General features: G+C 53.8%; 13 protein-coding genes and 1 other RNA gene. 8 read left to right on the top strand and 6 right to left on the bottom strand.

The window, feature by feature from the left end:
• Positions 1–18: 18 nt before the first annotated feature.
• Entirely contained in the window at positions 19–597 is a 579-nt protein-coding gene (locus tag OGX89_RS16305) for a YecA/YgfB family protein (RefSeq protein ID WP_003026978.1), read from the bottom strand.
• A gap of 167 nt (positions 598–764) precedes the next feature.
• On the opposite strand from OGX89_RS16305, the gene zapA reads away from it, so the two are divergent.
• The 3 genes from zapA to OGX89_RS16320 all read left to right on the top strand — a co-directional run bounded on the left by zapA (position 765) and on the right by OGX89_RS16320 (position 1,935).
• A complete protein-coding gene (gene zapA / locus OGX89_RS16310) occupies positions 765–1,094 on the top strand; it encodes a cell division protein ZapA (protein WP_003026980.1) in 330 nt (109 codons plus the stop codon).
• A gap of 41 nt (positions 1,095–1,135) precedes the next feature.
• Positions 1,136–1,319, top strand: a non-coding RNA gene (gene ssrS / locus OGX89_RS16315) — 6S RNA.
• Positions 1,320–1,338: 19 nt separating this feature from the next.
• A complete protein-coding gene (locus OGX89_RS16320; RefSeq protein ID WP_003825482.1) occupies positions 1,339–1,935 on the top strand; it encodes a 5-formyltetrahydrofolate cyclo-ligase in 597 nt (198 codons plus the stop codon).
• Positions 1,936–2,055: 120 nt separating this feature from the next.
• Here the strand turns inward: OGX89_RS16320 and serA are convergent, their stop codons facing one another.
• Together serA and rpiA are read right to left on the bottom strand one after the other, a co-directional pair.
• Complete coding sequence (gene serA, locus OGX89_RS16325; RefSeq protein ID WP_003825480.1) at positions 2,056–3,288, bottom strand: phosphoglycerate dehydrogenase; 1,233 nt, start codon at positions 3,286–3,288, stop codon at positions 2,056–2,058.
• A gap of 271 nt (positions 3,289–3,559) precedes the next feature.
• Complete coding sequence (gene rpiA / locus OGX89_RS16330; RefSeq protein WP_003825479.1) at positions 3,560–4,219, bottom strand: ribose-5-phosphate isomerase RpiA; 660 nt, start codon at positions 4,217–4,219, stop codon at positions 3,560–3,562.
• Between the two features lie 170 nt (positions 4,220–4,389).
• On the opposite strand from rpiA, the gene argP reads away from it, so the two are divergent.
• The 5 genes from argP to scpC all read left to right on the top strand — a co-directional run bounded on the left by argP (position 4,390) and on the right by scpC (position 10,936).
• Positions 4,390–5,283, top strand: a complete 894-nt coding sequence (gene argP / locus OGX89_RS16335; RefSeq protein WP_003825477.1) for a DNA-binding transcriptional regulator ArgP — start codon at positions 4,390–4,392, stop codon at positions 5,281–5,283.
• 233 nt (positions 5,284–5,516) lie between these two features.
• A complete protein-coding gene (gene scpA, locus OGX89_RS16340; RefSeq protein WP_206160005.1) occupies positions 5,517–7,661 on the top strand; it encodes a methylmalonyl-CoA mutase in 2,145 nt (714 codons plus the stop codon).
• On the top strand, positions 7,654–8,649 hold the full coding sequence (gene meaB / locus OGX89_RS16345) for a methylmalonyl Co-A mutase-associated GTPase MeaB (protein WP_003825474.1): 996 nt from the start codon (positions 7,654–7,656) through the stop codon (positions 8,647–8,649). The genes scpA and meaB overlap by 8 nt, the downstream gene beginning before the upstream one ends.
• Positions 8,650–8,659: 10 nt before the next feature.
• Positions 8,660–9,445: a methylmalonyl-CoA decarboxylase gene (gene scpB / locus OGX89_RS16350; protein ID WP_003825473.1), complete on the top strand. Its 786-nt coding sequence runs from the start codon at positions 8,660–8,662 to the stop codon at positions 9,443–9,445.
• Positions 9,446–9,469: 24 nt separating this feature from the next.
• A complete protein-coding gene (gene scpC / locus OGX89_RS16355; protein WP_048225482.1) occupies positions 9,470–10,936 on the top strand; it encodes a succinyl-CoA:acetate CoA-transferase ScpC in 1,467 nt (488 codons plus the stop codon).
• Here the strand turns inward: scpC and srsR are convergent.
• From srsR to argO, 3 genes are all read right to left on the bottom strand, one after another.
• The gene (gene srsR / locus OGX89_RS16360) at positions 10,933–11,829 is read right to left on the bottom strand and encodes a LysR family transcriptional regulator SrsR (RefSeq protein WP_003026999.1); all 897 of its coding nucleotides are present in this window, start codon (positions 11,827–11,829) and stop codon (positions 10,933–10,935) included. The two genes, scpC and srsR, sit on opposite strands and share 4 nt — an antisense overlap.
• 123 nt (positions 11,830–11,952) lie before the next feature.
• Positions 11,953–12,699, bottom strand: a complete 747-nt coding sequence (locus OGX89_RS16365; RefSeq protein WP_003825465.1) for an oxidative stress defense protein — start codon at positions 12,697–12,699, stop codon at positions 11,953–11,955.
• Positions 12,700–12,792: 93 nt separating this feature from the next.
• A complete protein-coding gene (argO, locus tag OGX89_RS16370; RefSeq protein ID WP_003027005.1) occupies positions 12,793–13,428 on the bottom strand; it encodes an arginine exporter ArgO in 636 nt (211 codons plus the stop codon).
• Positions 13,429–13,563 lie beyond the last annotated feature (135 nt).

The following is a 13,563-nucleotide window of genomic DNA, read 5'->3' on the forward strand; positions in this document are numbered from 1 at the left end:
CTCCTTTGCGTTTCGTTCTTAGTGCAGAGTCGGTTTACGGACTTCCGGCGCGGTCGGCTGCTGACGCGTAAACGTGTCATGACACAGCAAGGCGGCTACGCGCACGTATTCGATGATCTCTTCGAGCGACATTTCCAGCTCTTCCTGATCTTCGTCTTCGTCATATCCCAATTGAGCGATATTGCGCAGGTCGTCAATCGCTTCCCCGGTTTCGCCGGTCACTTTGTCGAGCTTCGGTTGCGTGACGCCAAGGCCCAGTAAAAAGTGGTTTACCCATCCCGCCAGCGCATCGGCGCGATCGAACACGCTGACGTCATCCCCTTCAGGCAGATAAAGCTGAAAAAGGAAGCCGTCGTCTTCGAGGGCATCACTGGTGGCTGAGTGCATTTTCAGCAGCGCCTGAGCCAGCTCGTGACCAAAGGCCAGACCTTCGTTCGTCAGGTCGTGCAGCAGCGGCTGCCATGAGCTGTCGTTATTTCCGCCGCAAATCATTCCGCTTATCAAGCCGTGCATTTCGGCCGGGGTTAATCCAGCCCCTTGTTGGTTCAAAAACTGGCTAACTTCGTTGTAACCAGGCATTTCGTTCTGTATAGACATAAGCATTCGTCATCAAAGGGAGGAATATTCATGGTATGCTACCACTTTGGACCCTGGTGGACCAGAAAAGGGCTTGTATCTTGATACCAGGGTAGCTATAGTGTCGCCCCTTCGCGGACCCACGGTCTGGAGACGAAGGCAGCGCAGTCAATCAGCAGGAAGGTGGCATGTCTGCACAACCCGTCGATATCCAAATATTTGGCCGTTCACTGCGAGTGAATTGCCCGCCTGAACAAAGGGATGCGTTGAATCAGGCTGCGGACGATCTCAATCAGCGATTGCAAGATCTGAAAGTTCGCACTAGAGTCACAAATACTGAGCAGTTGGTTTTCATCGCCGCGTTGAACATCAGCTATGAATTAACTCAGGAAAAAGCGAAGACGCGTGAGTACGCGGCGAGCATGGAACAACGTATTCGGATGCTACAACAGACCATCGAACAGGCGTTGCTTGATCAGGGTCGCATAACCGAAAAAACGGGCCAAAACTTTGAATAACACTTTTCGGTTTACTGTGGTAGAGTGACCGTGAAGACAAAATTTCTCTGAGATGTTTGCAAGCGGGCCAGTCCCCTGAGCCGATATTTCATACCACAAGAATGTGGCGCTCCACGGTTGGTGAGCATGCTCGGCCCGTCCGAGAAGCCTTAAAACTGTGACGACGCATTCACCTTGAACCAAGGGTTCAAGGGTTACAGCCTGCGGCGGCATCTCGGAGATTCCCTTCTACCTGGCAACAGCCATGACATTACTTTCTGAACTCCCTTTATCCCGGCAAGAAATCCGTCAACTGATTCGGCAGCGTCGTCGTGCGCTTACTTCCGAACAGCAACGACAATACGGTCAGCAAGCCGCGACCCGAATGCTCAGTTATCCCCCTGTTGTACTCGCTCATACCGTGGCGGTATTCCTCTCGTTCGATGGCGAACTCGATACCCAGCCGCTAATAGATCAGCTGTGGCGAGCGGGCAAGCGCGTCTATCTTCCAGTTCTTCATCCCTTCAGCCCTGGCAACCTGCTGTTCCTGCACTATCATCCGCACAGCGACCTGGTAACCAATCGCTTAAAGATCCAGGAACCACGACTTGATGTACGTGACGTATTGCCGCTCTCACAACTGGATGTACTGATTACGCCGTTAGTGGCGTTTGATGAGGTCGGGCAACGCCTGGGTATGGGCGGTGGATTTTATGACCGTACGTTGCAAAACTGGCAGCAGCATAAGATCCAGCCCGTAGGCTACGCGCACGATTGTCAGCGAGTGGAAAAGCTGCCTGTCGAAGAATGGGATATCCCACTGCCTGCGGTGGTGACGCCATCCAAAATCTGGGAGTGGTAGCTTTTTTTGCCAATTACGGCAAGGCTCGAAAACAGAATGTATGCGTGACAGGAAGAGATTTTGAGGCCGGGAAATCAGAGGGAAGATGGGCAGGTCAACCGCCTGCCCATGTAGATGAAATCAGTACAGCAGACGAGCGCGAATGGTTCCCGGAAGGGCTTTCATCGCCAGCAGCGCTTTCTCTGCCACATCTTCATCCGCTTCAATATCAATAACCACGTAACCTACCTGTGCGGAAGTCTGCAGATACTGCGCGGCAATGTTGACGCCCTGCTCGGCAAAAATCTGGTTCAGCGCAGTCAGTACGCCCGGACGGTTTTCGTGAATGTGCATCAGACGACGACCGCCGTGCAGCGGCAGCGAAACTTCCGGGAAGTTAACTGCAGACAGCGTAGAGCCGTTGTCGGAATACTTGGTCAGTTTCCCAGCCACTTCCAGACCGATGTTTTCCTGTGCTTCCAGCGTTGAACCACCAATGTGCGGCGTCAGGATCACGTTGTCGAAATCACACAGCGGCGAAGTGAAAGGATCGCTGTTGGTTGCCGGCTCGGTTGGGAATACGTCGATTGCTGCCCCTGCCAGGTGCTTGGTCGCTAACGCGTCGCACAGCGCAGGAATATCAACAACTGTGCCGCGTGCGGCGTTAATCAGCAGCGCGCCTGGTTTCATCAAGGCAATCTCACGCGCGCCCATCAGATTTTTGGTGGAGGCATTTTCCGGTACGTGCAAACTGACCACGTCGCTCATATTGAGCAGGTCGGAAAGATGCTGCACCTGCGTGGCGTTGCCGAGCGGGAGTTTATTTTCAATATCATAGAAATAGACGTGCATCCCCAGCGATTCCGCCAGAATGCCTAGCTGAGTACCAATGTGGCCGTAGCCGATGATCCCCAGTTTTTTGCCACGCGCTTCAAACGAGCCGGTAGCCAGTTTATTCCACACGCCGCGGTGTGCTTTGGCGTTTGCTTCGGGTACGCCGCGTAGCAGGAGCAGCAGTTCGCCAATCACCAGTTCCGCAACGGAACGCGTGTTAGAGAATGGCGCATTAAACACGGGGATCCCGCGCTTTGCCGCAGCGCTGAGATCAACCTGGTTGGTGCCGATACAGAAGCAGCCAATCGCGACCAGTTTCTCTGCGGCGTCAATCACATCTTCAGTCAGATGGGTACGGGATCGCAGGCCAATGAAGTGGGCATCACGGATGGACTCTTTCAGTTGTTCAGTGTCCAGAGCGCCTTTATGAAACTCGATGTTGGTATAACCTGCTGCACGAAGGCTTTCGAGCGCTTTTTGATGCACGCCTTCAACCAGCAGAAATTTAATCTTATCTTTCTCCAGTGATACCTTTGCCATTTCCCCGACCCTGTCTTTTTTTGTTCAAACTGATGTGTTGTGTGTGGGATTTTCATCCGTCTCTTCAACATATCAAAAAATAATATTGCGGCAATATGAACGTTTGCGTCGCCGTGCTGAAGAAATGTCATTCAGAGAGAAATGTCAGAGGAAAATACTGGCGATAACTTTTTCTTTGGAGAGATCGGCAGGACAATATTATAAACGTGACACAAGTCACCAAATTTGCCCTGCCAAAATTTTTTTAACGGGAGAAGACACTCCCGTCAGATCATTTTACGATAGTTTTCACGCCGTCTGGCGTACCGATCAGCGCGACATCCGCACCACGGTTGGCAAACAGACCGACGGTTACCACGCCCGGAATCGCATTGATGGCGTTTTCCATCGCGATGGCATCGAGGATCTCCAGACCGTGTACATCAAGGATCACGTTACCATTGTCCGTCACTACGCCCTGACGGTATTCAGGACGACCGCCCAGCTTCACCAACTGGCGAGCCACAGCGCTGCGCGCCATTGGGATCACTTCAACCGGCAGCGGGAAGTTACCGAGAATATCGACTTCTTTGGACGCGTCGGCAATGCAGATAAATTTCTTCGCCACGGAAGCAATAATTTTTTCACGGGTCAACGCTGCGCCGCCGCCCTTGATCATCTGCATGTGGCCGTTGATTTCATCCGCGCCGTCAACGTATACGCCGAGGCTGTCCACTTCGTTAAGATCGAACACGTGGATACCGAGGCTTTTGAGTTTTTCGGTTGAAGCGTCCGAACTGGATACCGCACCTTCAATCTGACCTTTCATTGTGCCCAGCGCATCAATAAAGTGTGCGGCTGTTGAACCTGTACCTACGCCCACAATGGTACCGGGCTGTACATACTGAAGTGCCGCCCATCCTACTGCTTTTTTCAGTTCATCCTGCGTCATGATCGTTTCGCCTGTGGTGTGAATATGGTGGGAAAATTCACGCGCATTATAGAACATTGTGCAGAAAAATGTTCCCACACCCGCTCGCAAGCGGCGGATTTCGTCTTTACCCAACCTAAATTTGTGTCATAGTGCAGAACAAGCAAAATTTTCAGGAGTGCGTCAAAGCAATGAAACGTCCGGACTACAGAACACTACAAGCACTGGATGCGGTTATTCGTGAACGAGGATTTGAGCGCGCGGCGCAAAAGCTGTGCATCACGCAATCCGCGGTTTCACAGCGCATAAAACAGCTTGAGAATATGTTCGGACAACCGCTGCTGGTGCGTACCGTACCACCACGCCCAACCGAACAGGGGCAAAAACTACTGGCGCTTTTGCGTCAAGTTGAACTGCTGGAAGACGAGTGGCTGGGTGATGAACAAACCGGTTCGACGCCGCTGCTGCTCTCACTGGCGGTGAACGCCGACAGTCTGGCGACCTGGTTGCTTCCGGCGCTGGCTCCGGTACTGGCAAATTCGCCGATTCGGCTTAACTTGCAGGTTGAGGATGAAACCCGAACTCAGGAACGTCTGCGTCGTGGTGAAGTGGTCGGTGCGGTGAGTATTCAACATCAGGCGCTGCCAAGCTGTCTGGTGGATAAACTCGGCGCGCTGGACTACCTGTTTGTTGGCTCTAAACCTTTCGCCGAGCGTTATTTCCCTAACGGCGTCACCCGCTCTGCCCTGCTGAAAGCTCCAGCGGTAGCGTTTGACCATCTTGATGATATGCACCAGGCGTTCCTGCAACAAAACTTCGACCTGCCGCCGGGCAGCGTGCCGTGCCATATCGTTAACTCGTCTGAAGCCTTTGTTCAATTGGCGCGTCAGGGAACGACCTGTTGCATGATCCCCCACTTGCAGATTGAGAAAGAACTGGAAAGCGGCGAGCTTATCGACTTAACGCCGGGCCTGTTCCAGCGCCGGATGCTGTACTGGCACCGTTTTGCGCCGGAAAGCCGCATGATGCGCAACGTCACCGATGCGCTGCTGGCCTATGGTCACAACGTACTGCGTCAGGATTAAACCGCTCATAACCTCTGAGTGCCGGATGGTGGCGTAACGCCCTATCCGGCCGACAAGTCTTTTACCCTCTTTTCATGCTATTCCCGCCACGTCTTTGAAATAAATCACAAAATCAAACACGCCACGCGGCAAAAAACGACGCCCTGTTGGCTATTTTTTGCTGGCGACAAGCCAAATGAAAAAGCTCACCGTATTCGCAAAGATTCAACTTATTGCGTAATACGGAGCAAAAAATGGCAAACGTGCAGGAGTGGCAAACACTCGCCAATAAAGAACTCAGTCGACGGGAAAAAACCGTCGAGTCGCTGGAAAGACAGACGGCGGAAGGGATTGCCATCAAGCCGCTGTACACCGAAGAAGACCTCGATAATCTGGAAGTCACGGGCACCCTTCCCGGTCTGCCGCCTTACGTGCGTGGCCCGCGCGCCACCATGTATACCGCGCAGCCGTGGACCATTCGTCAATACGCTGGTTTCTCTACCGCCAAAGAGTCCAACGCCTTTTACCGCCGCAACCTCGCCGCCGGGCAAAAAGGGCTTTCCGTCGCCTTTGACCTTGCCACCCATCGTGGATATGACTCTGACAACCCGCGCGTGGCGGGTGACGTCGGCAAAGCGGGCGTGGCGATCGATACCGTCGAAGATATGAAGATACTGTTCGACCAGATCCCGCTGGATAAGATGTCGGTATCGATGACTATGAACGGCGCGGTTCTACCGGTGCTGGCGTTTTATATCGTCGCTGCAGAAGAACAAGGCGTAACGCCGGAACAACTCACCGGAACCATTCAGAACGATATCCTGAAAGAGTACCTGTGCCGCAACACCTACATTTATCCACCAAAACCGTCCATGCGCATTATCGCCGACATCATCGCCTGGTGCTCCGGCAACATGCCGCGCTTTAACACCATCAGCATCAGCGGCTATCACATGGGTGAAGCCGGAGCGAACTGCGTGCAGCAGGTAGCGTTTACGCTGGCAGACGGTATTGAATACATCAAAGCCGCACTCTCCGCCGGACTAAAAATTGATGACTTCGCCCCGCGCCTGTCGTTCTTCTTCGGTATCGGCATGGATCTGTTTATGAACGTCGCCATGCTGCGCGCAGCGCGCTATTTGTGGAGTGAAGCGGTCAGTAGCTTTGGTGCGACCAACCCGAAATCTCTCGCTCTGCGTACCCACTGCCAGACGTCCGGCTGGAGCCTGACCGAGCAGGACCCGTACAACAACGTGGTGCGTACTACCATTGAAGCACTCGGCGCTACGCTTGGCGGTACCCAGTCGCTGCATACCAACGCCTTTGATGAAGCGCTCGGTCTGCCCACCGATTTCTCCGCCCGTATTGCGCGTAATACGCAAATCATCATTCAGGAAGAATCAGAGATCTGCCGCACCGTCGATCCGCTGGCCGGATCGTATTACGTCGAGTCACTCACCGATCAAATCGTGAAGCAGGCACGCACGATCATCAAACAGATTGATGAGGCAGGCGGCATGGCGAAAGCGATCGAAGCCGGGCTCCCTAAACGGATGATCGAAGAAGCTTCCGCGCGTGAACAGTCGCTGATCGACCAGGGTAAGCGCGTTATCGTCGGCGTCAATAAGTACAAGCTGGATAAAGAAGACGAGACGTCGGTACTGGAGATCGACAACGTGAAGGTGCGCAACGAGCAGATTGCCTCGCTGAAACATATCCGCACCACCCGCAACAACGATGCCGTCAAGACCGCGCTATCCGCGCTGACCCACGCCGCGCAACATAATGAAAACCTGCTGGCTGCTGCCGTCAACGCCGCCCGCGTTCGCGCCACGCTGGGTGAAATCTCCGACGCGCTGGAAGTCGCTTTTGATCGGTATCTGGTTCCCAGCCAGTGCGTCACCGGAGTGATTGCGCAAAGCTATCATCAGTCTGATAAATCCGCCGATGAGTTCGATACCATCGTTGCGCAAACCGAACAGTTCCTCGCGGAAAATGGCCGCCGCCCGCGTATTCTGATCGCCAAGATGGGTCAGGACGGCCACGATCGCGGCGCGAAGGTGATCGCCAGCGCCTACTCCGATCTCGGCTTTGATGTCGATCTCAGCCCGATGTTCTCCACACCGGAAGAGATCGCCCGCCTGGCGGTAGAAAACGATGTGCATGTGATTGGTGCCTCATCGCTGGCCGCCGGCCATAAAACGCTGATCCCGGAACTGGTTACCGCACTCAAAAAATGGGGGCGTGAAGATATCTGCGTGGTAGCAGGAGGTGTTATTCCGCCGCAGGATTACGCTTTCCTGCACGAACATGGCGTGGCAGCCATTTATGGCCCCGGCACACCAATGCTCGACAGCGTCCGCGATGTGTTAACCCGTATCAGTCAGCATCATGATTAACGCCGCCACGCTTGAAGATACCGTCCGTCGTTTGCGACTCGGTGAACGGGCTACGCTCGCCCAGGCGATGACGCTGGTCGAAAGCAACCACCCGCGCCACCAGCCGCTGAGTACGCAATTGCTGGACGCGATTATGCCGTTCACCGGTAACGCCCTGCGCTTAGGGATCACCGGTACGCCGGGCGCGGGCAAAAGCACTTTCCTGGAAGCATTCGGCATGTTGCTTATCCGCCACGGATTACGGGTAGCGGTGATCGCCGTCGATCCCAGCAGCCCGGTCAGCGGCGGCAGCATTCTTGGCGATAAAACCCGCATGACGGAGCTGGCCCGCGCCGAATCTGCGTTTATTCGACCGGTCCCTTCCAGCGGTCATTTAGGCGGTGCCAGTCAGCGCGCCCGGGAATTAATGCTGCTGTGCGAAGCGGCTGGCTTTGACGTGGTGATTGTAGAAACCGTCGGCGTAGGGCAGTCAGAAACCGAAGTCGCAGGCATGGTGGATTGCTTTATCTCACTGCAAATCGCTGGCGGTGGCGACGATTTACAGGGCATCAAAAAAGGCCTGATGGAAATGGCGGATCTGGTCGTCATCAATAAGGACGACGGTGATAACCATACCAGCGTTGCCATTGCCCGCCATATGTACGAATCCGCCCTGCATATTCTGCGCCGTAAATATGACGAGTGGCAGCCGCGGGTATTAACCTGTAGCGCCCTGGAAAAACGCGGCATTGAGGAGGTCTGGCAAGCAATAACCGATTTTAAAACGTGCCTGACCGCCAGCGGTAAACTGGGAAAAGTTCGCCAGCAGCAGGCGGTGGACTGGTTACACCAGCAGGCTGAAGAAGAAGCCCTGCATCTGTTGTTTGCCCGCACTGATTTCGACCGCTATTTCCAGCAGACGCTACAGGCCGTCAAAAACAATGATCTTTCGCCACGCACCGGTCTGCGGCACATCAGCGAATTTATTCAGCATCATTACTTTCAATAAAGAGAACATTATGTCTTATCAATACGTCAACGTGGTCATCATCCAGAAAGTCGCGGTTATTGAGTTCAATTACGCCCGCAAGCTCAATGCCCTGAGTAAAGTGTTTATTGACGATCTGATGCAGGCGCTGAGCGATCTCAATCGTGCGGACATTCGCTGCATCATTCTGCGCGCCCCGAGCGGGGCCAAAGTGTTTTCTGCCGGGCATGATATTCATGAACTCCCGACCGGACGTCGCGATCCGCTCTCCTATGACGATCCGCTGCGTCAGATAACCCGTATGATCCAAAAATATCCGAAACCGGTGATCTCCATGGTCGAAGGCAGCGTCTGGGGCGGCGCGTTTGAAATGATCATGAGTTCCGATCTCATCATCGCCGCTGAAACGTCCACCTTCTCAATGACCCCAGTCAACCTTGGCGTACCGTATAACCTGGTGGGCATCCACAACCTGACCCGCGACGCTGGTTTTCACATCGTGAAAGAGCTGATTTTTACCGCTTCGCCCATCACCGCTCAACGCGCCATGGCGGTCGGGATCCTTAACCATGTCGTGCCCGTCGAGGAACTGGAAGATTTCACTCTGCAAATGGCGCACCACATCTCGGAAAAAGCACCGCTGGCCATCGCCGTCATCAAAGAAGAACTTCGCGTGCTGGGTGAAGCGCACACCATGAATTCCGATGAGTTCGAGCGTATTCAGGGCATGCGCCGCGCGGTGTACGACAGCGAGGATTATCAGGAAGGGATGAACGCGTTTATGGAAAAACGTAAACCTAATTTTGTTGGCCATTAATCACGTCCGAGGAAGGAGACGGCCATGAAACGGATGAGCGCCGAACAGGCGGCAGAAATTATCCAGCACGATGATATGGTGGCGTTTAGCGGCTTTACCCCTGCGGGTTCACCCAAAGCGTTACCCAGCGCAATTGCCCAACGCGCCTGCGAACGGCATCAGAACGGGCAGCCTTTTCAGATCCGCCTGCTGACCGGAGCATCAATTGGTGCCGCCGCTGATGATGTTCTATCCGCGGCGGATGCCGTTTCCTGGCGTGCGCCTTATCAAACGTCATCGGGCCTGCGCGAGAAAATTAATCAGGGCCAGGTGAGGTTTGTCGATCTCCATTTGAGTGAAGTGGCGCAAATGGTTAATTACGGTTTTTTTGGCGAAATCGATGTTGCCGTCATTGAAGCCTCCGCTATCGCGCCAGATGGCCGGATTTGGCTTTCCAGCGGTATTGGCAATGCACCCACCTGGCTGCTGCGGGCGAAAAAGGTGATAATCGAGCTGAATCATTACCATAATCCGCGTGTGGCGGAGTTTGCCGACATCGTGATACCCGGTGCGCCACCACGGCGTAACAGCGTACCCATTTTTCATACCATGGATCGCGTAGGCAGTCAGTGCGTACAGATAGACCCCAAAAAGGTGGTTGCGGTGGTGGATACCGAGCTGCCCGATGCCGGAAATGCGGCGGATAAAACCAATCCGGTCAGCCAGCAAATTGCCGATAACGTCGTCACTTTCCTGCTGGCAGAAATGGCTCACAAACGTATTCCAGCTGAGTTTCTACCCTTACAAAGCGGCGTGGGCAATATCAACAACGCGGTAATGGCGCGACTGGGCGAGAACCCGGATATCCCGCCCTTTATGATGTATTCGGAGGTGTTGCAGGAGTCGGTGGTGCATCTGCTGGAAACGGGCAAGATAACAGGTGCCAGCGCCTCCAGCCTGACCATTTCAGCCCCGTCGCTACAGAAGATTTACGACAACATGGACTTCTTCGCCAGCCGGATTGTGCTGCGCCCGCAGGAGATCTCCAATAACCCAGAGATCATCCGTCGGCTGGGGGTTATTGCGCTCAACGTCGGTCTGGAGTTTGATATCTACGGCCATGCCAATTCCACGCACGTTGCGGGGGTGAACCTGATGAATGGCATCGGCGGCAGCGGGGATTTCGAGCGCAATGCCTACCTGTCTATCTTTATGGCGCCGTCGATTGCCAAAGGCGGGAAAATCTCCACCATCGTACCGATGTGCAGCCATGTCGACCACAGCGAACATAGCGTTAAAGTGATCGTGACCGAACAAGGGATTGCCGATCTGCGTGGGCTATCTCCGATGCAGCGGGCGCACACGATTATCGATAACTGTGCACACCCTCTTTACCGGGATTATCTGCACCGCTATCTGGAGAAAGCGCCCGGCGGGCATATCCATCACGATCTCAGCCATGCGTTCGATCTGCATCGCAACCTTCTCGAGACTGGATCGATGCTCGGTTAACTTGCGCTACCGTCACGATCTTCAGCAATATGCTGGAGCATGGTGGCGGTATAGCGATGATTTTTCAGCGAATAGAGAAACTCCTGCATATACATGGGGCTGCCGGGTGCATCGAAATACTTTAACGTCGACGGGTTCACCAGCCGCCAGGCGAAGTGAGGGATTACCGTCAAAAACTGCCCGCGCTCTACCGCGCTAATCTTGGCCATAAAGCTATACGGACGGTAGATAATCGTCGGGTTGATCCCGCAGGGTCGCATGTATGCATCCAGCATCGCCTCAAAGTTGGCGCGATTCTGGAAGCGCATTTGCAGCCAGGGCAGCTCACGCAGCAGATCCTGCGGCTGTTTTTCTTCGTAGCGCCGGGAAACGAGAAACCCCAGACGCAGCGGAGGCAGCTCGCTAATCGCCAGATTCTCCAGTTCCTGGACGCGGGGGGAAACGTGCTGCGGCGAGATAATAAAATCCAGTTTGCGATCGAACAGGTTATCAATCACCCCATTCTCGCTGAATTCAACGGCCTGAGCCGTCACGCCGTCATACTTGTCACCAAGGCTAATCAACTGGTCAAAAATAATCGTTGGGTAGGTATTGTCGATACCGATGACGATTTCCCGCGAGCGGCGAGAGGCGTTATGGATTTCGTTATCAATGGCAGAAAGGCGCTGATAAACGGGAAACAGCTTCTGATACAGTTCCTGTCCGGCTTTATTCAGACTGATGTTGTTATCTTTGCGGGTAAACAGCGTATAGCCGATTTGATCCTCCAGTGCGGCAATGCTTTTACCGAAAGGCGATGCGGTCATATGTATTTTTTCTGCCGCTCTGGCAATGTTATTGGTTTGCGCCAGCAGAATGAAATTACGCATCTTTTTCGAGATAAAAATATCCATAGCGTCCCCTTAAAAATCGCTATGGCCTATCCTCATTACGGCGAAAAAAAAGACTGGATGTGGGGTCTCATTTTTACAGTTGCTCACAGAAAAAACCCGGCTGGAAAGCCGGGTCTGCAATGATTACTGGGTTTTGGCTGGCGTTGCTGCTGGCTGCCCCGCCGTCGGCTCAATCTGGAAGACCACATCAACCTGATCGTCAAACTGAATAACCGGCTGTTCGTAGGTTTCCTGAGCGGATGTCGCAGGCGCTGCATCTGCTTTCATCATCCGTACCATCGGGCTCGGTTGATAATTGGAAACGTGGTAACGCACGCTGTAAACGGGCCCCAATTTGCTGTTAAAGCCCGCAGCTAACTGCTCAGCCTGATGAATAGCATCATCAATTGCTGCTTTACGCGCTTTATCTTTGTAAGTATCCGGCTGGGCAACGCCAAGCGATACCGAACGGATCTCATTCAGACCGGCCTTCAGCGCACCATCAAGCAGCGCGTTGAGTTTGTCCAACTGACGCAGCGTGACCTCAACGGTACGTACCGCACGATAGCCTTTAAGGACGCTTTTACCATTCTGGTAGTCGTAGTCCGGCTGGGTGCGCAGGTTTGCCGCGCTAATATCTTTCTTCGCTATCTGGTTCTGTTCAAGGAAGGACAGATATTGCGCCACGCGCTCATCTGCCTGCTTCTTCGCTGAAGCCGCATCCTTTGCAGCAACGTTCACTTCAATCGCCAGAGTAGCGATGTCTGGTGTCGCATCCACGCTTGCCGTTCCGGAAGTCACGATGTGCGGTCCATTTGGCAACTCATTTGCCTGTACCGATAGTGCGCTGAATCCGACTAATGCCGCCAGGGCCATTATTTTGAACTTCACGGTCGTTCCTCCATGTTTCATTAATTACCCCGAAACTCAGGGCACATGCAGGCAAGCTTAGCCGATCTCGCTGCGTTGTCCATCAGACAACACTTAGTTGAACAACGCATGAACGTGCGCAACACCTTCTTTTGCCAACTGAAAAGCGATAAACCACATCACCAATCCTACCAGGGTATTGATGATCCGCTGTGCTTTAGCAGTGCGCAAACGCGGAGCGAGCCAGGCCGCCAGCAATGCCAGGCCGAAGAACCACAGGAACGAAGCGCTGACGGTACCCAGCGCAAACCAGCGCTTAGGCTCAACGTCCAGTTGGCCTCCCAGACTCCCCAGCACCACAAAGGTATCCAGGTAAACATGGGGGTTGAGCCATGTCACCGCCAGCATAGTAGCGATAATTTTCCAGCGGCCCTGCTTCATCACCTCGGCGCTGGCCAGTTCCAGGTTACTGCTCATCGCCGTTTTTAACGCCCCGAAACCGTACCAGAGTAAAAATGCCACCCCACCCCAAGTGACAAGCGCCATCAGCCATGGTGACTGCATCAGCAAGGCGCTACCGCCAAAGATCCCCGCGCAAATCAGCACTAAGTCGCTGATAGCGCAGAGTAAAGCAATCATGATGTGATACTGGCGACGGATCCCCTGATTCATCACGAAGGCGTTTTGCGGACCGAGCGGAAGTATCATAGCCGCACCAAGTGCAAGCCCTTGAAAATAATACGATAACACGTTAATCATCCCGAACTGTTTCTCTTAGGAGCAGACTATAGCGCGGGGAAAACATTAGCGGAAATGGATAATTTTAATCAGGGATAAGAAGAATTAATACCACGGGGGGAGGGGGAAATGCCGGATGACGGCTGA

Source organism: Citrobacter sp. Cpo103, from assembly GCF_030332605.1.
Taxonomy (GTDB): Bacteria; Pseudomonadota; Gammaproteobacteria; order Enterobacterales; family Enterobacteriaceae; genus Citrobacter; species Citrobacter portucalensis.

What these genes read in the sequence shown, in the direction of transcription:
- OGX89_RS16320 (WP_003825482.1), top strand. Translation starts at nt 1,339, where the DNA reads ATGACATTACTTTCTGAACTCCCTTTATCCCGGCAAGAAATCCGTCAA.
- argP (WP_003825477.1), top strand. Translation starts at nt 4,390, where the DNA reads ATGAAACGTCCGGACTACAGAACACTACAAGCACTGGATGCGGTTATT.
- srsR (WP_003026999.1), bottom strand. Translation starts at nt 11,829, where the DNA reads ATGGATATTTTTATCTCGAAAAAGATGCGTAATTTCATTCTGCTGGCG.
- scpB (WP_003825473.1), top strand. Translation starts at nt 8,660, where the DNA reads ATGTCTTATCAATACGTCAACGTGGTCATCATCCAGAAAGTCGCGGTT.
- rpiA (WP_003825479.1), bottom strand. Translation starts at nt 4,219, where the DNA reads ATGACGCAGGATGAACTGAAAAAAGCAGTAGGATGGGCGGCACTTCAG.
- scpC (WP_048225482.1), top strand. Translation starts at nt 9,470, where the DNA reads ATGAAACGGATGAGCGCCGAACAGGCGGCAGAAATTATCCAGCACGAT.
- zapA (WP_003026980.1), top strand. Translation starts at nt 765, where the DNA reads ATGTCTGCACAACCCGTCGATATCCAAATATTTGGCCGTTCACTGCGA.
- OGX89_RS16305 (WP_003026978.1), bottom strand. Translation starts at nt 597, where the DNA reads ATGTCTATACAGAACGAAATGCCTGGTTACAACGAAGTTAGCCAGTTT.
- scpA (WP_206160005.1), top strand. Translation starts at nt 5,517, where the DNA reads ATGGCAAACGTGCAGGAGTGGCAAACACTCGCCAATAAAGAACTCAGT.
- serA (WP_003825480.1), bottom strand. Translation starts at nt 3,288, where the DNA reads ATGGCAAAGGTATCACTGGAGAAAGATAAGATTAAATTTCTGCTGGTT.
- meaB (WP_003825474.1), top strand. Translation starts at nt 7,654, where the DNA reads ATGATTAACGCCGCCACGCTTGAAGATACCGTCCGTCGTTTGCGACTC.